The sequence below is a fragment of the Bacillus sp. z60-11 genome, assembly GCF_046464135.1.
Classification (GTDB): Bacteria; Bacillota; Bacilli; order Bacillales; family Bacillaceae; genus Bacillus; species Bacillus sonorensis_A.
In genome coordinates, this window is the sequence record NZ_JBIYSN010000004.1 from 313,456 (window position 1) to 335,820 (window position 22,365).

Sequence of the window (22,365 nt, forward strand, 5' to 3'; positions counted from 1 at the left end):
AGTTCCTGAGACCTTGTTTTTTATCATATTTATTTTCCGTTTCGCAAATTTTAAGGTTATTTTAAGAAAAAGGTGATCTTTCAAGAGGCTCAACAAGGTTTTTCGCGGAAAATGTCAAATAGATTAGATATTTCGTATGAACAAGGGGGGATATTTGTCTGTTTGTGATGAAAAAAGGGGACAGGCGGGATTCTGTCAAAAGTCTCAGTTGGATTCCTAACCAATTCGCTGTCATATACATGCTCAACGGATTTGAAACTGTCTAGTTCTCTGGACAACAGGGGGATGAAGATGAAAAAGCTGCTGGTTGTTTATGCGGTCATGCTTTGTTTGTTTTTTCTTTACGTATACGATTATTCCAAGAGCGACCAAGCCGGTTCCACCGCGCGGGAAAGCGGTCCTTTAACAGGAAGTCTCTCGGAAAAGTATGTGATGGTGACGTTTCAGTCAGGCATTGAATATTGGAAAAGCGGTTTGAAAGGCTTTGAGGATGCTGCACAGCTTTTCAACGTCTCTGTCGAATACCGGGGGGCGGCCCGTTACGATGTTCATGAGCAGACAACTGTGCTCGAACAGGTGATCGCGAAGAAGCCGGCGGGGATCGCCGTTTCCGCGATCGATCCCGAGGCTTTGAACCCCGTTATTAATAAAGCCTGTGAGCAGGGCATTCCGATCGTTTTGTTTGATTCGGACGCTCCTTTCAGCAAAGCGCCGACATATATCGGCACGAATAACAGGGAAGCGGGCGCTGCCGCGGCTGAACAAATGGCCGGGCTCTTGAACGAAAAAGGCGAAACCGCCGTCATCACCCAGCCGCGCCAATATAATCAGCAGGAGAGGACGAAAGGTTTTAACAAAACGATCGAACAACGATATCCGCACATGAAAGTGTCCGCCGTTTTGGACGGAAAAGGGGATGAATTGACTTCGAAAAAAGAGGCGGAAAAGATTTTGCAAAAAAAACCGAACATCAAAGGGATTTTCACGACCGAAGCGAATGGAGCGAGCGGGGTGGCGCAGGCCGTAAAAGCGGCGGGCCTCGAAGGAAAAGTCCAGGTCATCGGCTTTGATAAAGATAAAAAAACGCTGGACGGCATTAAAGACGGAACGATTGCCGCCACCCTCGGGCAGGATACATGGCAGATGGGCTACTGGTCGCTTCATATGCTGTTTTTCTTAAGCCGCCATTTAAAAAGGGCGGATTCACTCCCGGCATCGATCGACACCGGGATCACCATCATCACGAAAAAAAATGTGGAAGATTACTATGCGAATGATTAAAAACGCGATCAACAATATGCCGATCCGCTATAAACTGATCAGTCTTCTCTTGTTAATCAGCATGCTGCCGACGATCGGCCTCGGCATTTTGTCGGCCTGGGCGGTGGAAAGTATTTTTGAAAAGCAGATGATCGATCATACATTGCAGCTGATCGGTGAAGTGAATAAAACGACTGAAGTGTATGTCAGCCACATGCAGAATCTTACATATTTAATTTCGACGAACGAAGAAATGGAAGCGTTTTTTGACCATCAAAAAGGCGACGGGGAAGCGGATTATAAACGGCGAAAGTTTTTGCAGGGGCTGACCTCCTTATATTCTGAAGCCGCGGGAATTCTCGTCGTCAATGACGAGGGTGAGATGATCACAAATGAGATGTATAAACGGACAGAGACGGATTTGACAAAGGAGTCCTGGTATCAGGCGGCTGTGAAAAATGAAGGCATTTTTAAGATGATTGGAAAGCCTGTGAACCGGAATGTCAGAAGCCATGTCAACTACAGAGAAGATGAAGTCGTCTCAGCCGTCAGAGCTGTAATTGATCCTGAGACGCAGCATGTCAAAGGCGTCGTGTTAATCGACTTGAAGCTGCGCGTTCTGGCGGAAGCGACGAAAAACATCCGTTTGGGGAAAACGGGCTATTTGCTGATCATGGATGAAAACGGCGGTAACATTTATTCGCCTGAGGCTTCAAAGCTGTTTTTGCCGAAACAATGGTTTCAGCACCAAAGCTCAGGTCATTTTTCAAAGCGGATCAAAGGGGAGGATTACCAGCTTATTTATGAAACATCCGCTTTTACCAATTGGACGACAGTCGGGGTCTTCAAAAAGAGCGAACCGGTATTTGAAGTGAAGGAAATCCACTTGTATGTGCTCTTGTTCTTGTTGGCTGCCGGATTTTTGGGACTGACGGCTTCCTATTATTTATCCTATTCGATGTCCCGGCCGATTTTAAAGCTGACTTCTTTTATGCAGAAAGCCGAAGGCGGAGACTTTTCGACGCTTTATCAAGAGAACCGGCAGGATGAAATCGGCCTTTTAGGTAAGAGCTTCAACCGTTTGATGCTCAGGATCAAAGAGCTGATGTTTGTGACGGAAAAGCAGGAGCGGCAAAAAAGGGAAGCGGAGCTCAGGGTTTTACAGGCGCAAATCAATCCGCATTTTCTGTACAATACGTTGGATACGATCAATTGGATGGCGAGGAAAAAAGGGGCGGAGGAGGTTACCGATTTGGTGCAGGCCCTATCAAAGCTGTTTCGCATATCGCTGAGCAAGGGCCGGGACATCATTCCTTTAGCGGATGAATTCGAACACGTCGAAAACTATTTAAAAATTCAAAAAGCGAGATACCGCGATAAACTGAATTATTCGATTGAAAGACTTGAGTTTGCAGGCGATCGGCTGATTTTGAAGCTGGTGCTTCAGCCCATCGTTGAAAACGCGATTTACCATGGGATCAAAGAAAAGCGCGGACCTGGGCATATCCGGATCATTGGAAAGGAAGAAGACGGCCGTCTGACGATAAAGGTCGAAGATGACGGAGCCGGAATGGATGAACACACATTAAACAAAATCAATGAACAATTTAAAAAGCGGGAAAATGCGACCGGCTACGGCATGATCAATGTCCATGAACGGATCGCCCTCACCTTTGGAGAGCCTTTCGGTTTAACGGTTGAAAGCCGGAAAGGGGCGGGCACCTCTGTTTTGATTCGGCTGCCGATTTTGATTAAAGGAGGGAAAGGACTTGAGTGAACAATGGCGGGTGCTGATTGCCGATGATGAACCGTGGATTCGGGAGGGTATACGGGATGCTGTGCAATGGGAGCGATATGATATGAATGTGTCGGCCGAAGCGGAAAACGGGGAGGAGGCGTTTGAGCTTGCCCTGCAGTACAAAATTGATCTATTGATTGTCGATTTGAACATGCCGATCATAAACGGATTGACGCTGATGAAAAAGCTGCGCCGGGAGCTGCCGCTGTGCCGGTTTGTCATTGTAACGGGCTATGACCAATTCGCATATGCCCAGGAAGCGATCAGGCTGAATGTCGATGATTATCTGTTAAAGCCTGTCGATCCCGGGCATTTGGAAAAGGTGTTGGAAACGATCATGAGCTCGCTTGCAGCAGAAAAAAAGAGACGGCATGAGCAAAAGCTCGCTGAGGAGCATATTCAAAAAAACCTTGATCTGCTTAAGGAGCATTTTTTCAACGACTGGGTTCAGGATCAAGTCGAAGAAGAAGAGATATCCCGGCAGCTCGAATGTCTCAAGCTTCCAGCCCGTTTACCGGAGATGCTCGGTGTTGTCGGCACCGGACATTTACAGATCACTCCAGCAGCTCTTGTGAAAGAAAAAGTCGAGCAATTTTTTAAAGAAGAAGCGGTGAAGGCCGTTTTTTCCAGTGATGACCGCCTTGTCGCCATTTGTGTTTGGCGCCTGATCACAGAAGAAGAACGGCGGACGCTTGAAGCGTTCATTCAATCTGAGCTTGAGGTCAGTGCAGCCGCCTGTTTTATCAGTCTTGCACAAGCCTGGCATTCGCTGCCGCAAGCCTACAAGGCTTGCAGACAAAAGGTTTCCCAATCTTTCAATCTCTCCCCGGTCGTGGCGCGGGCGAAAGAATATATGCAGAAGCACTTCGCGGAAAGGGAGTTTTCTTTAATGGAGACAGCTAAAGCCTTGCAAGTTTCCTCCGTTTACCTGAGCCGGACGATGAAGCGGGAGCTGGGCATGACATTTGTCCAGCTTTTGACGGAGATGCGCATGCAAAAAGCGGCTTACCTTTTGCGGACAACCTCTCTGGCGATCCATGACATTGCCGAACAGACAGGCTATGATACACAGCACTATTTCAGCACCGTGTTTAAAAAAACAATGGGACAGTCGCCGAATCAGTACCGGCGGATGTCGGGAATGGAACAAACAAGGGGGAATTTGTAATGTAAGCGCTTTAAAAAAGTCTGTTTTTTATAAAAATAGTTAATTAATTCAAAAGACGAAGGGCAGAAAGTCATGATACAGTTGGCTTGATTCATGATGGGAGAAATCAAAAAGGGGGATTTCAGACATGAAAAAGTGGCTTGTGATCATGGCGGTGATCTTTTGTTTTATGTTGTCGGCCTGCTCCGGCAATCAGGCAAGCGGAGGAGGAGAGAAGGGCTTTGTCGGAATTTCGATGCCGACAAAGTCATCGGAACGCTGGGTTTATGATGGGAAGTACATGGTGAAGGAATTTGAAAAGCTCGGGTATAAAACAGATCTGCAATACGCTGAAGACGTTGTTGAGAACCAGGTATCGCAAATTGAAAACATGATTACAAAAGGCGTCAATGTCCTTGTGATCGCTTCAATTGACGGCGAAGCGCTGACAGACGTCCTTGAAAAAGCGAATAAACAGGATATCAAAGTCATTTCTTATGACAGGCTTCTGATGAACAGCAAGTATGTCGACTACTATGCGACATTCGATAATCGCAAGGTCGGCGAGCTTCAAGGGAAATATATTGAAGAAAAGCTCGGCTTAAAGGACGGAAAAGGGCCGTTTAACATTGAACTGTTCGCCGGCTCGCCGGACGACAACAACGCGCATTTCTTCTTTGAAGGCGCGATGTCCGTCTTGAAGCCTTATATCGATTCAGGGAAGCTGAAGGTATTGAGCGGCCAAACCTCATTTGAGCAAGGAGCAACACTGCGCTGGGACGGAGCGACCGCGCAAGCGCGCATGGACAATCTGCTGAGCGCCCATTACACAAAAGCGAAGCTGGATGCGGTGCTTTCACCTTATGACGGGATCAGCATCGGAATCATTTCTTCATTAAAAGGAGCCGGCTACGGAACCGATGAAAAACCGCTGCCGATCATCACTGGACAGGATGCCGAGCTTGCTTCCGTCAAATCGATTATCAAAGGACAGCAGACATCGACCATCTTTAAGGATACGAGAGAGCTGGCGAAAAAAGCCGTTGAGATGGCGACATCGGTCTTAAAAGGTGAAAAAGCGGAAGTCAATGACACCAAGACTTATGACAACGGAGAAAAAGTCGTCCCATCTTACTTGCTTGACCCTGTCGTCGTCGATAAAGAGAACTACAAAGAGGTGCTGGTTGAAAGCGGTTACTATAAAGAATCGGAATTAGGGAAGTGATGTCATGTCCGATTGCATATTGGAGATGAGAGGGATCACAAAGGAATTTCCCGGCGTCAAAGCGCTGAACAACGTCCATCTCCGCGTCAAAGCGGGGGAAATCCATGCGCTTTGCGGAGAGAACGGTGCGGGCAAATCGACGCTGATGAAGGTGTTGAGCGGCGTCTACCCGCATGGCACGTATGCGGGGGATATTTTGTACCAAGGGAACGTCTGTCGGTTTAAAAATATTAAACAAAGCGAGGAAGCGGGGATCGTCATTATCCATCAGGAGCTGGCGCTCGTCCCCCAGCTTTCCATTGCCGAGAATCTCTTTTTGGGAAATGAACAGGCGCAAAAAGGCGTCATCGATTGGCGAAAGACAAAGCTTGAAACACTTGAACTGATGAAAAAGGTCGGTTTGGCAGAGCCGGCCGATACACTCGTTTCACAAATAGGGGTCGGAAAACAGCAGCTCGTCGAAATTGCCAAAGCGCTGGCGAAAAAGGTGCGGCTGCTCATATTGGATGAGCCGACGGCCGCGTTAAATGAGGATGACAGCGAAAATCTGCTCAACCTTTTATTGGAGCTGAAAAAACAAGGGATTACTTCAATTATGATTTCTCATAAGTTAAATGAAATTACAAAGATCGCGGATTCAATCACTGTGCTGCGCGACGGGCAGACGATCGAAACGCTTGATGTCCAAGGCGGAGAACTGACCGAAAACAGAATCATCAAAGGCATGGTCGGCCGCGAGCTGCAGAACCGCTATCCTGAAAGACACGCTGAGATCGGCGAAGTCATATTTGAAGTGAAAGAATGGAATGTTCACCATCCCCTGAGGCCTGACCGGAAAGTGGTCAGCGATGCCAATCTGTCTGTCAGAAAAGGGGAGATCGCAGGAATCGCGGGATTGATGGGGTCAGGCAGAACAGAGCTTGCGATGAGCATTTTCGGCAAGTCGTACGGAAAAAACATATCCGGCACACTTATTAAAGATGGACGACAACTAAACATCCGCCATGCCGGGGATGCGATTCAAAACGGCATCGTCTATGTCACAGAGGACCGGAAAGGCAACGGCTTGATTTTGATGGACAACATTAAAGGAAACATCACGCTGTCCAAGTTGAACAAGGTGGCGAGCGGATTGGTGATGGATGAACGGCGCGAGAAACATGAAGCAGAACGCTTCCGCCGGAAATTAAACATCAAGACGCCGGACATTTATCAGACAACCGGCAATTTAAGCGGGGGGAACCAGCAAAAGGTGATGCTGAGCAAGTGGATTTTTGCAGAGCCCGATATTTTAATCCTTGATGAACCGACGCGCGGCATTGATGTCGGCGCCAAATACGAAATCTACGGGATCATCAATCAGCTCGCTGAGGAAGGAAAAGCGGTGATCATCATATCATCGGAGCTTCCTGAACTGCTGGGAATGTGTGACAGAATTTATACGATGTGCGAAGGCGAACTGACCGCCGAGTTTTCAAAGGAAGACGCCAGTCAGGAGACGCTGATGAAATATATGACAAACCGGATCAAGAAAGGGGGAGAAGCGTATGCAGACACCGGTGCAAACGGATAAAGGCCAGACGGAGAAAGGGTATGCGCAGATCTTTCGCGACATGTACAAGCAGAACATCCGCAAATACAGCATGGTCATTGCGCTCGTGTTTATCATGCTGCTTTTTCAAATCCTGACGGACGGGATTTTGCTCAGGCCGTTAAACATTACAAATCTGATCTTGCAAAACAGCTATATCCTCATTTTGGCGATTGGCATGATGCTCGTCATCGTAACAGGACATATTGATTTATCCGTCGGATCGGTGGCCGCCTTTGTCGGAGCGGTATCGGCGATGATGATCGTCGAAAACGATATGCCGATGTTTGCAGCGGTTGTGCTGTCGCTCTTGTTGGGAGCGGCGATCGGCGCCTGGCAGGGGTTTTGGGTCGCGTATGTAAAGATTCCGGCTTTCATCGTTACATTGGCGGGAATGCTGCTTTTCAGAGGATTGACGATGATCGTGCTTGAAGGAAAGTCGATCGCCCCGTTTCCTGTATCCTTTCAAAGAATGGCTTCAGGATTTATCCCGGACTGGCTGAACGGAGGCATGCTCCACATGACGACGATAGTCGCCGGAGCCGGTATTTCGATTCTTTATCTAATCTATCAGGTGCAGCAAAGAAACATGCAGAAGAAATTCCAATTTGATGTGCAGGGAAAAGGAATGTTTGCGGTCAAAATATTTTTTATCATCGCAATTATTAACCTTTTTACCTATATTCTCGCCACTTATGAAGGGATACCGATCATTTTGATCACCATGTTTATCTTAATTGCCGCCTACACGTTTTTGATGAAAAGAACCGTCATCGGCCGCAGAATCTATGCGATCGGCGGAAACGAAAAAGCGGCTGAGCTTTCAGGGATCAAAACAAAGCGGCTGACCTTCATGGTGTTCGTCAATATGGGTGTCCTCGCCGCGCTTTCCGGGCTGATATTTGCCGCCCGATTGAACGCTGCCACGCCGAAAGCGGGCAACCTGTTTGAGCTTGACGCGATCGCGGCGTGCTTCATTGGCGGTGCATCGGCCTACGGCGGAATCGGCACGATCGGCGGGGCGATTATCGGCGGCCTCGTCATGGGAGTCATGAACAACGGCATGTCCCTTCTCGGCCTCGGCATTGACTGGCAGCAGGCCATTAAAGGGCTTGTCCTGCTGATTGCCGTCGCGTTCGACATTTATAATAAAAACAAAGCATCATAATCTTAACGGATCGTTTCGAAGCTTTTTCCATTCGGGAAAAAGCTTTTCTTTTTGGAAAAAGATCGTTTAGAACTATTTTTTAGTCATACTTTCCGCTTTATAATATCAATCATGGCAAAAAATCTTTTCGGCAAACCTTGGCTGAAAGTGTGAAGAGGTGACTATTCATTGGATGTTGGCCAAATGATCAAGCAGGCCCACAGCGGCATTTCCCAGCAACTGCAAAACGTTGAAGAGAAAATCTCCAAGCTGGAACGAGCGCAGCAGAACATTGAGAAAGAACAACGGATCAGCGCTTCGGACATCAATCAAATCCTGAAGCCGGAGCTTGGCGCACATTGGACAGGCCGTCGTGCAGAAGCATTTTTTGATGAGCGGGACAGCGCCCACACCGCGATGTACCATGTCGTCCATGACGATTATGAGAATTATATTGATTCGATTCAATTGCAGATTAGTCGGTTAAAGGCGGAAAAAGCGGGGTTGCTGGTCGAACAAGCGGCTGTCGTAGGCACACAGGAGCTGCTCGAAAAAGGAGGGGCAACCGTCCACCTGATCGAACATAAAGTGGAGCAATTTAAAAAGTGGATATTTTAATAATGAAAGCCTGTTTTTGACTGAACAAAAACAGGCTTTTTTTCAGCTTTGCTGGACGGAATGAGCATCGGCATCCAGCGGATGATTGCTTTTTTTCGGTTCAGGCAGCAGGATGTTCAATATGCTGGCGCCCGCCAAAATGATAATCGAAAGGTAGAAAGCCACGTTGTAGCTACCTGTCTGGCTGTACCAAACACCGGGCAAATAAGATCCAAGCGCAGAACCGATCTGGTGGCTGAGAAACAGCCAGCCGAGAATGAATCCGACCGAATACTGCTTAAAATACTGGGTTGCGAGCATTTGTGTCGGCGCGACGGTCGCAAAGTCAACCAAACCGAACAAGATCGCGAAGCCGAGCAGAAGCAGCGGCTGATGGCTTGACAATAGGATGACAAGGGACAATGCGCGCACGGCATATAAAAAACATAAAATTTTTCTGCTGCTCCAGCGGTCGGCGACAACCCCCGAGATCAAAATGCCGATGATGTTAAATCCGGCGAGCAGGCTGACGGCGGCGCTGGTGACATGGGTTGAAAATCCGTGGTCATGTGAATAAGGAATCAGGTGGGTATCCATTAAACCGGTCGTCGTAAACCCGCAGATCAGAAACGGCAAGATGAGAAACCAAAATTTTCTGCTGAGAAATACGGCTCGGTACGGAATTTTGCCGGGCTGATCAGGTGCATCATCCTTTTTTTCTTCCGCAGGAAATCCGCCGATCGGCTCCGCGTTTTTTTCTGTAGGATGGTTTCTTAAAAACAATAAGACGATCGGAAACACGATTAAAATTAAAAATATCCCTAGGACAATAACGGTGATTTTCCAATTGAACCAGTGAATCAGCATGAGCGATCCTGGCACCAGCAGCATCTGGCCCGCGCCGAACCCGGCCTCCATGATGCCGAAAGCGAGTCCGCGCCTTTCATTAAACCAATTGGTGACGATGACGGTTGAGGCGACATTCGACGCCCCGCCGACTCCGAGGGAAGCGATGACCCCGTACAGAATAAACAGCTGCCACGGCGAAGTCACAAGGTATGTAAAGAAGATGCTTAAGCCGACAAGGAGCGTGCTCAAAGACAGAATGATTCTGGGGCCGAACCGGTCGACTAGCTTGCCGATCACCGGCTGGGAAATCCCGTAGACAATAAAGCTTAATGTGGAAATCAGTGAAGTCGTTCCTCTGTCCAGAGAAAAATCTCTTTCCCACGGTTCAATAAAGGCGCCGAAAGAAAGACGAACCCCTTGGACGGCCAAAAGCGTCAAAAATGTCACAAAAACGATAATCCAAGCGTAGTGTAGTTTCCGTTTCATAAATCCTCCCATTTATTAGGCCAGCTCTCGATCCCAGCGTTCTTCCTGGAGCTTTTGCCCCCATAATACAGCTTCATCTTTGATTTCCGTCAGTCTGAAGCCGAATTTCTCATATAAAGGTCTGGCTTCGGCCATTGTGCTGACCGTCCAAAGATAGATCCGCGCAAATTTTTTTCGCTCGCAATAATCGGTCAGCTCCTGCAGCAGACGCGTGCCGACGCCTTGCTGGCGAAACACGGAGTCGACAAGAAACCATCTGAGCTGCACCGTGTTGCCGGGATGCTTGACAAGCCCGACAGATCCTGCGAATCTTCCGGCGCTTTCTGCAATCCAAATCTTTTCAATCTCAGCGTCAAATGTTTCATGAAGGTAGTCTAAAAATGTCTCGTCCCAGCCGTGTGTCTCGGCATAAAACGCCCGCTGCTTTTCAATCATCAGCTCGATGTCGTCCGACAGATAGTAGTCTCTGATCGAAATCGCCGCTTTTTCCGGAGACAGGTGATCCGACAATATGGATTCGACCGTCTGCATCGCATCGGCCAGCTTGTTTTGATAATGGCCGTCCACATGTTTCAGCATATATTCAATCTGCTGATTCGCTTTCGCCTCCAGCTTTTTGTAAATCGTCTCGCCGAACTCTGTTAAATAAATATAATGGTTGCGGCTGTCTTCCTCGCTTTTCTGTTTGTACACCATATTTTCTTTTTCGAAGCGTTTGAGGATTCTGCTCACATAGCCGCGGTCCAGGCTGAGCGTATCCTGAAGCAGCTTTGCCGTGCAATGAGTGGTGTTTTTGATTTCAAACAGGATCCGGGTTTCCGTTAAGGAAAACGGACTGTCATAAATGTGCTCATCAAGAAAACCGAGCACGTTCGTGTAAAATCGATTGAACTTTCTGAATTTTAAAGTGATAGAATGATTGATTTCCGTCATCTAAGAACCTCTCTCCCTGTAAATCGTTGCTTTAATCAATTTATAATAAAATAGTTGCTTAAGTCAAGTGTATGAAAAGAAAGTGAAAATGTTAATGATTGATTATATTTTACAAATAAAGAAAAACAAATTCAATCATCCCGGAAAATTCATCCAGTAAGCAGGAAAGGCGAATGAAGGGGGAGTATATAATCTAAAAATAGCAATCTCTTCAAAGTGTTTCACTTCGTGCGCCCTTGTCTGTTTCCGCGTCATTTAAAAACGAGGAAGAAAGGATGAAACATGAGATGGTTCAATCATTTCCCCCGATCAGCCCGAAAGTTCCCCGATTATTGCACGGAGCCGATTACAATCCCGATCAGTGGATCCGATATCCGGACGTTTTAAAAGAGGATATTCGCTTAATGAAGCTGGCCCGCTGCAATGTGATGTCAGTCGGCATTTTTTCCTGGGTTTCCCTTGAGCCTGAAGAAGGCCGGTTTACATTTGACTGGCTGGATCAAGTGCTGGATGTTTTCAAAGACAATGGCATTTATGCATTTTTGGCTACGCCGACAGGCGCCAGGCCGGCCTGGATGTCAAAGAAGTATCCGGAAGTGCTGAGAACGGAGAAAAACAGAGTCCGCAACCTTCACGGAAAACGGCACAATCATTGCTATACGTCTCCTGTCTACCGGCGAAAAACGGCGATCATCAATGGCAAGCTTTCCGAACGGTACGCAGATCATCCTGCTGTGATCGGCTGGCACATCTCCAATGAGTACGGAGGAGAGTGCCATTGCGAGTTATGTCAGGAAAGTTTCAGAGAATGGCTTTTGGCGAAATACAAAACGCTTGATCAGCTGAATCACGCATGGTGGACGGCGTTTTGGAGCCATACTTACACAGACTGGGGGCAGATTGAATCACCGGCTCCGCACGGCGAGGATGCCGTACATGGCCTGAACCTGGATTGGAAGCGCTTTGTGACAGACCGGACGGTTGATTTTTGCCGGCATGAAATCGCCCATGTCCGCTCCTTTAACCCTGATCTGCCTGTCACGACGAATTTTATGGGGACGTATGCAGGCTTGAATTATTGGAAATTCGCCGACTTGCTCGATGTCATCTCATGGGATTCCTATCCGGCGTGGCACAACAATTGGCAGGAAGACGCGAAGCTTGGCGCCGATATCGGCTTTGTGCATGATATCAACAGGTCTTTAAAGGGCGGTCGGCCGTTCATGCTGATGGAAAGCACGCCGAGTATGACGAACTGGCAGGATGTCAGCAAATTGAAGCGTCCCGGAATGCATGAGTTGTCGTCATTGCAGGCGGTCGCGCACGGATCGGACACCGTTCAATACTTTCAATGGAGGAAAAGCCGCGGATCAAGCGAAAAGCTCCATGGCGCCGTCGTCGATCATGAAGGAACTGAGCATACGCGCGTTTTTCAGGATGTGAAAAAACTCGGCGACAAGCTCGCCAAACTCGATGAAATCTCAGGAACGACAGTGGAACCGGAGACCGCAATCATTTTCGATTGGGAAAACCGCTGGGCATTGGAGGATGCACAAGGGCCGCGCAATATCGGTCTTCATTATGAACGGACGGTTAAAGCATTTTATGAACCGTTTTGGCAGAAGGGTGTTCCGGTCGATGTGATTCATATGGAGGCGGACTTATCCCGCTATAAGCTGGTGATCGCGCCGATGCTTTACATGCTGAAAGAAGGCGTGGCTGAAAAAATCGAACGGTTTGTGGAAAACGGCGGTACGATTGTCGTGACATATTGGTCAGGCATTGTAGATGAGCATGATCTCGCGTTTCTCGGGGGTTTTCCGGGGGGCTTGAGAAAAACGCTCGGCATCAGGTCTGAAGAAATCGATGCGCTTTACGATGGACAGACGAATCAAATGGTTATGGCGGAAGACAACCGGCTCGGTCTTAGCGGGTGTTATGAAGCCGCTGAGCTTTGCGATTTGATCCATTTGGAAGGAGCTGAAGCGCTCGCTCATTATGCAGAGGATTTTTATGCGGACCGTCCGGCGCTGACCGTCAACTTGTTCGGAGCGGGAAAAGCTTATTATATCGCTTCACGGAATGAAACAGCTTTCCAAGAGGCTTTTTTGTCAAAGCTGATCGAAGATACAAAAGTTGCCAAAGTGCTCGATACAGAGCTGCCAAAAGGCGTGACAGCCCAGCTGCGCACAGACGGCGGGCATGACTACATTTTCCTTCTGAATTTCACGGCACAGCAGCAAAGTGTCGCTCTCCCGGAAGAAACATTTACAGATGTATTGAAAGGAACGAGAAAGAAAGGAGTCCTCAAACTGCCTTCATACGGCACCGCTATTTTAAAACGAAGCCGGCAGGATTGACGCCGGCTTCTTCATGCTCATTTCTGCACCCGGCTCCGCGTTGTGCAGTATGCGGCAAGCAGCAAGAAGACGATGGCCAGCGCGAAAGCCGGCACGCCTTGATGAAAGACATACAAGAACAGCAAATTTGATAACACGGCCAATAGAATAAAAAGAACAGCGCAGAAAGGTAAACGCAAAGTCATCCCCCCATTTCCCCCTCATGTTAACATGTGAGGGGAAATGGGGGGAAGGGTTCTAAGCAGGAACCTCCCACACGCGGGACTTAGTCTTTATTTGGCGCGGTTTTTCAGGTTGCGCGGATCGACCTGATTTTCTTTGTGGGGGACCGCGTCTAATGGTGCAGCGATTTTTTCCCAAGAGACGATTTTGAAGTTTTGATTGACAGCTTCTCCATTTTCGATATTTTCTCCGTCCTGTGCGATAAAGATGCCATAAGGGTATTTTTTGCCGAGGCCGAAGCCGAGGACATCGATTCCATCTGTATCGCTTGTCCCGTCAATTTTTTTGCCGTCGCCAATCGAAAAGGCCCCGACATACTTGTTATGCCCCGCACGGTCATAGATGGCGTACCGGTTATCACCCTGGCTTGAAGCGATCAAATAGCCTTTTCCGTCCGCGCCGTAATAAATGGTCAGCCCTTCAATATCAGCGGTTAAATGGTTTCCGTCGGCGCGATCGACCACTTTCCCGTTTTCACCGCCGTTCGGTTCGGCGCTGAATTTCCATATAGCTACATTTTCCTCGGCGATGTACATGGTGCCGTATTCATCATCGGCCACAAGTCCTTCCGATTGCGAATTCATTTGAAAGGCGCGTACCTTTTTGCCCTCGACTTGACCTTTGCCGTTGTCAATCAGCTCGTACTGTTCAAATTCACCGGTTTTCCCCGTCACCATCGCGTAAAATTTCCCGGTTTTTTGGCTGTGGTATAAGCTGAACCCATAGACTTCATCAATGGATGTTTGAATCGGTTTTTTCGGATTGACGATTGATTTCAGCTCGCCTTGCTTTCCGTTAAACGAGTAAATTTCAACCGTGTTTTTGCCGTCCGACCTGTTGGAAGCGCCGACAATATCCACTTTTTTGCCCCCGAGCGGAAAATTGTAGCGAAGATCGACATTATTCAATTTTCCAAACGCAAAGGATGAAATCTGTTTTCCATCCAGGTCGTAAACAATTAATCCAGACTTTTTATTCGTTGTGATGAGTTTGCTGTTTTCAGGGTGTTTCGCATCAACCCAGATGGCGGGATCGTCTGCGGCGTCATCGGCGGTTTCCACCGGCTCCGTCTCGCAATCGGCCGTCACTGTAAACTCATGATGCCAGGCTGCCTCTGCCTTTTGCAGGCTGAGGTATGAAGGGGTCAATAAAGCTGCTGTGAGCGCTGATGCTGTAAGTGTCTTGTAAAAATTCATACTATTACCTCCTTTTTGATATGTTCGATAATAGCAAATTTATACAAATAGCAGATTGAGAAATTGTGAATTTTTCATTAAGTGCTAAAAAACGAATCGATGGGATCAAGCAGAACCGTCTATGAAATTTGCAGCAATGGCGCGTTTCAAAAAATGATTCAGAAAGCCCGGCCTTTTTTCAAGAGGCCGGGCCGTACATGTTCAGTGTGTCTTCTCGGATGTGACAGGGATGTATATATCAAATTCAGGTTCATTTAAATCTTGATTCATCGGGTAAAATTCCATGTGTGTGAAAGCTTCTGTGTTTACTTCATAGCCCTGATCTCTCACCCATTGATAGGCTTTTTGATAGGTTGCTTCTGGAAGCTCGTGTCGGGGATGCCAAGTATGTGCGTATGTCTGAGGAGGGACTTGAAAGCTGATCATTCCTTCCGGAAGGGTGTCAGCCCGCCCATCCGTTTCCATTAAGATATAGAAAGTGAATCCTTCTCCGCCTTGATGGTTTGAAATGGCCCACATCCCCCTGTCCTCCCGAATGCCGCTTATTTCTCCGTAACGGTTCCTCAAGCGCCGGATGATGCCGTGCAGCTTTTTCGCGCGGGCTTCTTTAAATGTAACGGTTTGTGTAAAGCCGACACCGGTAAATCCGCATTTTTCTATTTTTTTGATGTCCAAGCCAGATCCTCCCATTCTTTAAAATATCATTCAATTATTCTCTAAACAAAAAGCGAATCCTTCAAATAGACAATAAAAAGCAGCCTGCCGCAATGACAGGCTGCTAGATTGTTTATTTTACACCCTTCATAAACTGCTGAATTTTCGGTGAAAGCATAAAGAGAAGGACGCCTAATAGAATCGCTATGCCGCCTATGATGCCGAAGTAGGCGATTTCCGTATCTTCGCTGTAAAATCTGACGACCTGAGCGTTGATGGCCTGTGCGGAGGCGTTTGACAGGAACCATAAGCTCATCGTCTGCGCCGAGAAAGCCGCCGGTGCAAGCTTTGTCGTTGCTGACAGACCGACTGGCGAGAGACACAATTCTCCAATCACGACAATCAGAAAGCTGAGCACAAGCCACATAGGATTTGCCAGTGTTTCAGTGCCGTTGATGTAGGCAGGGAAAATCATGACGATGAATGACAAGCCCGCGAACACGAGGCCGAGAGCGAATTTCGTCGGTGTTGCCGGCTGCCGTTTTCCAAGCCGCATCCAGATCCAGGCGAAAACAGGCGCCAGTGCGACGATGAACAATGGATTCAACGACTGGAACCAGGATGAATGCAATTGAATCCCTAAAAATTCTAAATGAGTGCGTTTATCCGCGTAAGTAGCCAAAATATTTGAACCCTGTTCCTGAATCGCCCAGAACATCATGGACGCGATAAAGAGCGGAATATAGGCGACTAGACGTGAACGTTCATCAATTGTCGTTTTGGAGCTCTTATACATCACAATGAAATAAATGAGCGGTATCAAAATACCCAAAACGCTGACGATCATAGTAAATAATTTGATTGTCATAACGCCGGTCATGATTAAATAGCCAAAGACCACAGCGATAATCAGTGCGCCTATTCCGATGCCCCCGAACACTTTTTTCCTTTCGGCAGGTGTCAGCGGATTCGGTACTGTTCGTCCCGCAGGTCCGAGGCTTTTCTTTCTCGTCGCGATGTAAGTGACGAGTCCGAGAAACATTCCGATGGCAGCAAGGCTGAATCCAAGGTGGTAGTTATAGGTTTGGCCGACGGTTCCGACAATGATCGGTGCGAGGAATCCGCCAAGGTTGATGCCCATGTAGAAAATACTGAAACCGGAATCGCGACGTGTATCCTCAGGGCTGTACAGGTCGCCGACAACGCTTGAAACGTTTGGCTTCAAAAGGCCCGTTCCGATAATGATCAGGAACATGCTGATGAAGAAAGCTGTAACACTTCCCGGGAAAGACAAAAGAATGTGACCAAACATGATCAATACACCGCCATAAAATACGGTGTTTGCCGTTCCAAGGAGCCTGTCCGCTATCCAGCCGCCGATAATTCCCGACATATAGACGAGGGAGCCGTATACGGCCATGATTGAGTTGGCTGTCGTCTCACTAAAGCCGAGACCGCCTTTCGTCACTTCGGTATACAAGTAATAGATAAGGATGGCTCTCATTCCGTAGTATGAGAAGCGCTCCCAAAATTCGGTGAAAAATAGAGTGAAGAGACCGCGGGGATGTCCAAAAAACCCCTTTTGCGGAATGTTTTGAAAAATTTCTTTTTGATGATTTGACATTCGCAATACTCCTTCTTTTCTGAGCTTATAAAAATCATATTCTTATATAATGTTCGTGTCAATACACCTTCGAATGATTTGTCATTCAGTAGATGGCGAGACATGCTTTAGAAGCGCTTTATACCAAGTCTTAAAAAAGTTTTCCAAGAAAGTCTATATTAAAAGATTTTTTAATAAAATTTTATCTATTTTTGTACAAGCAAATTTGCTCAATTTGCATATACATGTTAAGAAAAGGTTTTCAGGAAGGAGGTAAAAGCAGCGTGCTGCAGCAGCAACCCGAAGAGATGTGGATGACTGTTGTCGATGTGACCAAATTTGGAGCGGTCGGCGACGGTCAAACGGATTGTACAGAGGAAATCAATGAATGCTTAAGGTGGACAAAGTCTATGGGCTACAGCACTGTCTGGATCCCAAATGGCACGTATTTGATCGACGGGACACTCAATGGGGATCAGGCGTTTCCGTTTCGGAATGCAGGAATCAATGTTCCAAGCGATATCACGATTCTAATGGATGCTGAAGCCGTTATCAAAGTCAAACCTAACCGTTCATGGGGGTACTCTGCTTTTTATATAGGCGGAAGATCCAATATTAAAATTTCCGGGGGCAACATCATAGGGGACAGAGATGAACACACGTATACCCCGTCACCGAGGCCGACCCATGAATGGGGCTTTGGCATTTGTATCGAAGGGTCTAAAAATGTGCTGGTCGAACATGTAAGAATCGCCGATTTCACAGGCGACGGCTTGATTATCAGCTCCGGCGGCCAGAACTATCAACCTTCCGAGCATATCAAGGTCATCGATTGTGACATCAGGCGTTCGCGAAGAAATAACATCTCGATCACAGGCTGTGATTTTGTCCTTGTCGAGAGATGCAGGATCGAGGATGCCGGAACAGGCAATGGGACAGCTCCGCGCTTTGGCATCGATATCGAAGGGTACAGTGAAGGAGACATCGTGTATGAAGAACCCGTCAATGTGACGATACGAAACAATTCTTTTAAAGGCAATGTCAAAAGCGCGGTCTCCAATTACAATGGAACATCCGTTTTAATCGAAGGCAACTTTGCCGACGGAACGATATCTTATGGCTATGGGACCCGGACGACGATCGCAAACAATGTGATCAAGAAAAATGCTGAAAACAGAGAGCAGACAACAGGAATTGCCGGTTTGGGGACCGGGGTTTTGGAAGAAAGAAGTGACGCGGTGATCACAGGTAACTTGATTTCCGGGTTCTCGACAGGTATGGACCTTCGCGGAAAAAGCATTCTCGTCACAGGAAACAAGATTCAAGGCTTTGAAAACACCGGAATCCTTGCTTATCAAGCCTCGGATACTTTTATTGAAGGTAATGATATTGAAAACGGCATCGGGGAAACAAAGAACGGCACTGCTTTTGGCATCACACAGTCAGACAATATCATCTTTTCCAACAATAAGATCCATCATGTCATGCTGGCGGTGAGAAGCACAGGCACTGATGTCGAGATCAAAGACAACGTCATCAGGCAGTTTTCCAGAGGCATCTGGGTGTCACAGGGAAACGCGGTCATCGAAAATAATTCTATTTCCCCGGCGGGGTTTCAAATCGCCCCCGAATCATATGCCATTTCCGTTACAAACACGGCCTCTGTCACCATTCGGCATAACACCATCTCCCGTTTTAAAAACTTCCCGATCTACTGTACGACAAATCAGAAAACGAAAATCATCAGCAATATCATTGAAGATTCACCGCTCATCGTGACGGTGTTCCTTTCCGCAGGCTCCCATGAAATAACAGGCAACTCGATTACGCTCGCCAGACCGTCGGGACCGGCGATGGTCCTCTATCTCAGCCAGTCGCAAGGCTCCTCTATCATAGATAACACCATCCAGAGTCAAACGGCCGGCAGGATCACAGCCATCCAAACCGATACTTCAAGAAATTCGCTGATCGCTGGGAACACGATCATCAATGGGATGATCCATTCCCATCCGACCGATACGGTCAGCGGCAATATCGAGGTATGACAACATAAGCTCCCTGTTGTCGGGGAGCTTATTTTTTAGGTTGTTTTTTTCTCTTGCTCATCGCATTATCGATCGCCTCCGCTAAAACAACCAATATATAAAAGAGGATGACGACCCATTCGCCCACTTCCAATATGGCAAACGTCAGATTATTGTGCAGGGCTTCAGGCAGATTCATTCCCTGCCATATGTCAAGCAAGACGGAAAAAGTCATCAGACAAAAGAACAGCAAAATCGTTATACCGATGAGTTTCACTTTCGACCACGCTCCGTTCTCCGTTATGTTTTCTGTTTTCATAAAGCGTTATTCGCAGGGAATAGTATAAATGTACTTTTGTCAAGGAAACATATGAAAAACAAAAAAGGGGATTCTGACAGCCATGCCATTCTTTTTTAAAGGTCGTCCCAAAACAGAAAAAAAACGAGAATCTCTGATGAGCGATGATAAAACGCCGGAAAGCAGCCATGTCCATGGCTTAGTTCGGTTTTCACTTGCCGAAAATCTCGATGTTATCAAAGAAATCACCGGAAACAGCGCGGATGTCGTCACCCGCAAGGTGAAAACAGGCGTCGATGGAGAAATAGAAGTAGCCGTGGTGTATATCGGCGGCATTACCGATGAGAAAGCGATACACGATTTTTTGCTTGAATCGATCCTGAATGCCGCGGAGCTGAAGGAGAAGGAGAGCGGCTTTGAGGTTCTTGAGGTGATTGCCGGGGACGCCGTCGCACTTGGCGGGGTGAAGCGGGAGAAACAGCTCGATCACATTCTGAATTCGCTGATGGCCGGAAGCACGGTCATTTTTGCTGAAGGGACGCAGAGCGCGGTCGTCACCAGCACAAAAGGCGGGGAAAAGCGCTCCATCAAAGAACCGGAAAACCAGCAGGCGTTTCGCGGGCCGCGCGAAGGTTTTATTGAATCGCTTGATACGAATATCGCAATGGTTCGGAAAATCATCAAAAACCCCAATCTTTGGGTCGAAAAAGTGAACATGGGCAGCGTCACCAAAACGGATGTCGCAATCATGTACATCAATGGAATCTGCAATAAAAAAACGGTCAAAGAAGTGAAAAAGAGACTCGCGGGAATCGAGATGGACAGCATTCTCGAATCAGGCTATATCGAACAGTTTATAGAGGATGTCTCCTTCACGACTTTTCCGACGGTTTATCACACTGAAAGACCGGATATGGTGGCGGGAAACCTGCTTGAAGGAAGAATCGCGATTCTTGTTGACGGAACACCGTTTGTCCTGCTTGTTCCGGCTGTTTTTATTCAATTTTTTCAATCTGTTGAAGACTATTACTCCCGATTTGATATTGCGACATTTATCCGTTTTTTGCGCGTTCTCATCTTTTTTATATCATTGATCGCTCCCGCCGTATATGTCGGTGCGACGACGTTTCACCAGGAAATGATTCCGACACAGCTTCTCGTCGTCATTGCCGCACAGCGTGAAAATGTTCCTTTTCCGGCTGTGGTGGAAGCTTTGATCATGGAAGTATCATTTGAAATTTTGCGTGAAGCGGGCATCCGCCTTCCGAAAGCGATCGGCTCTGCGGTCTCGATTGTGGGCGCCATCGTCATTGGCCAGGCGTCGGTTCAAGCGGGGATCGTGTCTCCGGCGATGGTTATCATCGTCGCCATCACCGCAATATCAAGTTTTGCGACACCATCCTTTGCGATGGCCATCTCCGCCAGGCTGATTCGTTTTTTCTTCATATTGGCCGCGTCGACGACAGGCTTTTTCGGGATTATTTTAGGGCTGATCGTCATGTTTGTCCATTTATGCAGCATTCGCTCCTTCGGTGTTCCATATATGACGCCTTTTGCGCCGTTTGTCTCCAAAAATTGGGGAGATTCTATTGTCCGCGCCCCTTGGTGGACGCATGAGGAAAGGCCTGATTTGATCGGCAATGATAATAAGCTCCGCCAAGGAAAAGATCAGAAGCCCAATGCACCGGATTCAAGCGAAATGAAGATAAAGCAAAAAGAAGGTGACCAAAATGAAACGTAGGCTGGCCATCTTGTTCATGCTTGCTGCCGTTTCCCTTTTTTTGACGGGCTGCTGGGATAAACGGGAATTGACCGACTTGTCGCTCGTTTCAGCTATCGGTATTGACAAGGGTGAAAAATCGAAATATGTGATGAGCTTTCAGATCGTCAATCCCAATAGCGCCGCCGGCGGACTGCAGGGTGGACAAGGGGGAGACAGGCCGCCCGTATCAAACTATTCGGTCGCCGGGAACAACCTGACGGAAATGAGCCGCCATGCTTCGACGAAAATTTCCAGGGAGCTCTATTATTCCCATACAAACCTTGTTGTCGTCGATGAAGCACTTGCTAAAGATGAAGGGATCATTAAAATACTTGACGTTCTTGACCGTGACACCGATTTTCGCGCAACAGCGACGATTATCATTTCACACGGAAAAAAAGCGAGAGATTTAATCAAGGCGCTGACACCGATCGATAAAATTCCCTCAAACAAAGTGAACAAAACATTGCAATTCACGGAACAGGATCTTGGAGAGCATATGAAGACAAGCGTTCAAGATGTGATCAAATGTTTAACCTCTCAAGCGAGGCATCCGGTCATTCCGTCATTCAAACTGGTGGGCAGCACACAGAAAGCCGAAAAGATGGAAAATGTTCAGTCCACCGCCCCGTCAGCAACGGTTGAAGCCGACGGCTTAGCGGTGATCAAAGAGGGAAAGCTCGTTGATTACCTTAATGGTAAAACCGCAAGAGGCGTTCTGTGGATTCGGAACAAAATAAAACGGACCTATATTACGCTTTCATTAGACAATGAAGAGCAGTCTGTCACTTACGATGTCATTCGCCAGAAGACCAATGTCTCGGCAAGGCTGAAAAACAACCGGCCGGCCATTTCCGTTCATGTAGAAGTGGAGGGGGATATTGGCGAAGTCGGCGTTCCCATCAGCCTGGAAGATCCGAATGTCCTTGATCGAATTGAGAAGCGGACAGCCAAAAAAATAAAAAAGGAACTGCAGCACACGATCGATATCGTCAAACAGCATAAAACTGATGTTCTTCAATTCGGTGATGTCGTCTATCGATCATATCCGGCGCTTTGGAATAAAATCGAGCCCGAGTGGAGCAACCGCTATTTTCCTGATTTGGATGTCGATATTACGGTAAATGCTTATGTGCGCAGAACGGGATTAAGAAGCGACCCGAACATATTGAATTATAGGGAAGGCCGTTCATGACGAAAAAAGGAGGGGATT

General features: G+C 47.5%; 18 protein-coding genes. 11 read left to right on the top strand and 7 right to left on the bottom strand.

Annotated elements, in window-relative coordinates; translation table 11 throughout:
- The first annotated feature begins 291 nt into the window (after positions 1–291).
- The 7 genes from ACINLD_RS13805 to ACINLD_RS13835 all read left to right on the top strand — a co-directional run bounded on the left by ACINLD_RS13805 (position 292) and on the right by ACINLD_RS13835 (position 8,786).
- Positions 292–1,281, top strand: coding sequence for a substrate-binding domain-containing protein (locus ACINLD_RS13805; RefSeq protein ID WP_026586036.1), 990 nt, complete (start codon positions 292–294; stop codon positions 1,279–1,281).
- Positions 1,274–3,037 carry a sensor histidine kinase gene (locus ACINLD_RS13810; protein WP_306292007.1) on the top strand — a complete coding sequence of 588 codons (1,764 nt, stop codon included), beginning with the start codon at positions 1,274–1,276 and terminating at the stop codon, positions 3,035–3,037. Before ACINLD_RS13805 ends, ACINLD_RS13810 begins: the two co-directional genes overlap by 8 nt.
- Positions 3,030–4,226 (top strand): response regulator, encoded by a 1,197-nt coding sequence (locus tag ACINLD_RS13815; RefSeq protein ID WP_026585886.1) that lies wholly within the window; start codon positions 3,030–3,032, stop codon positions 4,224–4,226. The genes ACINLD_RS13810 and ACINLD_RS13815 overlap by 8 nt, the downstream gene beginning before the upstream one ends.
- Before the next feature lie 127 nt (positions 4,227–4,353).
- Positions 4,354–5,430: a multiple monosaccharide ABC transporter substrate-binding protein gene (chvE, locus tag ACINLD_RS13820; protein WP_410207037.1), complete on the top strand. Its 1,077-nt coding sequence runs from the start codon at positions 4,354–4,356 to the stop codon at positions 5,428–5,430.
- A gap of 4 nt (positions 5,431–5,434) precedes the next feature.
- The gene (gene mmsA / locus ACINLD_RS13825) at positions 5,435–7,003 is read left to right on the top strand and encodes a multiple monosaccharide ABC transporter ATP-binding protein (protein WP_077735724.1); all 1,569 of its coding nucleotides are present in this window, start codon (positions 5,435–5,437) and stop codon (positions 7,001–7,003) included.
- The gene (gene mmsB, locus ACINLD_RS13830) at positions 6,978–8,189 is read left to right on the top strand and encodes a multiple monosaccharide ABC transporter permease (RefSeq protein WP_026585889.1); all 1,212 of its coding nucleotides are present in this window, start codon (positions 6,978–6,980) and stop codon (positions 8,187–8,189) included. Before mmsA ends, mmsB begins: the two co-directional genes overlap by 26 nt.
- Positions 8,190–8,357: 168 nt before the next feature.
- Entirely contained in the window at positions 8,358–8,786 is a 429-nt protein-coding gene (locus ACINLD_RS13835; protein ID WP_051290334.1) for a DUF5082 family protein, read from the top strand.
- 42 nt (positions 8,787–8,828) lie between these two features.
- On the opposite strand, the gene ACINLD_RS13840 is transcribed toward ACINLD_RS13835, so the two are convergent.
- Positions 8,829–10,100 carry an MFS transporter gene (locus tag ACINLD_RS13840; RefSeq protein WP_026585890.1) on the bottom strand — a complete coding sequence of 424 codons (1,272 nt, stop codon included), beginning with the start codon at positions 10,098–10,100 and terminating at the stop codon, positions 8,829–8,831.
- 15 nt (positions 10,101–10,115) lie between these two features.
- Positions 10,116–11,033 carry a helix-turn-helix domain-containing GNAT family N-acetyltransferase gene (locus tag ACINLD_RS13845; protein ID WP_026585891.1) on the bottom strand — a complete coding sequence of 306 codons (918 nt, stop codon included), beginning with the start codon at positions 11,031–11,033 and terminating at the stop codon, positions 10,116–10,118.
- 287 nt (positions 11,034–11,320) lie between these two features.
- Between ACINLD_RS13845 and ACINLD_RS13850 the strand changes: the two genes are divergently transcribed.
- Positions 11,321–13,393, top strand: coding sequence for a beta-galactosidase (locus ACINLD_RS13850; RefSeq protein ID WP_026585892.1), 2,073 nt, complete (start codon positions 11,321–11,323; stop codon positions 13,391–13,393).
- A gap of 17 nt (positions 13,394–13,410) precedes the next feature.
- On the opposite strand, the gene ACINLD_RS13855 is transcribed toward ACINLD_RS13850, so the two are convergent.
- The 4 genes from ACINLD_RS13855 to ACINLD_RS13870 all read right to left on the bottom strand — a co-directional run bounded on the left by ACINLD_RS13855 (position 13,411) and on the right by ACINLD_RS13870 (position 17,089).
- Positions 13,411–13,578 (bottom strand): hypothetical protein, encoded by a 168-nt coding sequence (locus tag ACINLD_RS13855; RefSeq protein ID WP_179115664.1) that lies wholly within the window; start codon positions 13,576–13,578, stop codon positions 13,411–13,413.
- Between the two features lie 87 nt (positions 13,579–13,665).
- Positions 13,666–14,811, bottom strand: a complete 1,146-nt coding sequence (locus ACINLD_RS13860) for a phytase (RefSeq protein ID WP_026585893.1) — start codon at positions 14,809–14,811, stop codon at positions 13,666–13,668.
- 201 nt (positions 14,812–15,012) lie between these two features.
- A complete protein-coding gene (locus ACINLD_RS13865; protein WP_026585894.1) occupies positions 15,013–15,486 on the bottom strand; it encodes a GyrI-like domain-containing protein in 474 nt (157 codons plus the stop codon).
- Between the two features lie 112 nt (positions 15,487–15,598).
- A complete protein-coding gene (locus tag ACINLD_RS13870; protein WP_410207038.1) occupies positions 15,599–17,089 on the bottom strand; it encodes a peptide MFS transporter in 1,491 nt (496 codons plus the stop codon).
- Positions 17,090–17,376: 287 nt separating this feature from the next.
- Here ACINLD_RS13870 and ACINLD_RS13875 point away from each other — a divergent pair, with 287 nt between their 5' ends.
- Complete coding sequence (locus ACINLD_RS13875) at positions 17,377–19,113, top strand: right-handed parallel beta-helix repeat-containing protein (protein WP_026585896.1); 1,737 nt, start codon at positions 17,377–17,379, stop codon at positions 19,111–19,113.
- Positions 19,114–19,141: 28 nt separating this feature from the next.
- On the opposite strand, the gene ACINLD_RS13880 is transcribed toward ACINLD_RS13875, so the two are convergent.
- Positions 19,142–19,411, bottom strand: coding sequence for a hypothetical protein (locus ACINLD_RS13880; RefSeq protein ID WP_236251165.1), 270 nt, complete (start codon positions 19,409–19,411; stop codon positions 19,142–19,144).
- Between the two features lie 82 nt (positions 19,412–19,493).
- Here ACINLD_RS13880 and ACINLD_RS13885 point away from each other — a divergent pair, with 82 nt between their 5' ends.
- On the top strand, positions 19,494–21,131 hold the full coding sequence (locus tag ACINLD_RS13885) for a spore germination protein (RefSeq protein WP_026585898.1): 1,638 nt from the start codon (positions 19,494–19,496) through the stop codon (positions 21,129–21,131).
- On the top strand, positions 21,121–22,347 hold the full coding sequence (locus ACINLD_RS13890; protein WP_277692427.1) for a Ger(x)C family spore germination protein: 1,227 nt from the start codon (positions 21,121–21,123) through the stop codon (positions 22,345–22,347). Before ACINLD_RS13885 ends, ACINLD_RS13890 begins: the two co-directional genes overlap by 11 nt.
- The last annotated feature ends 18 nt before the right edge of the window (positions 22,348–22,365 follow it).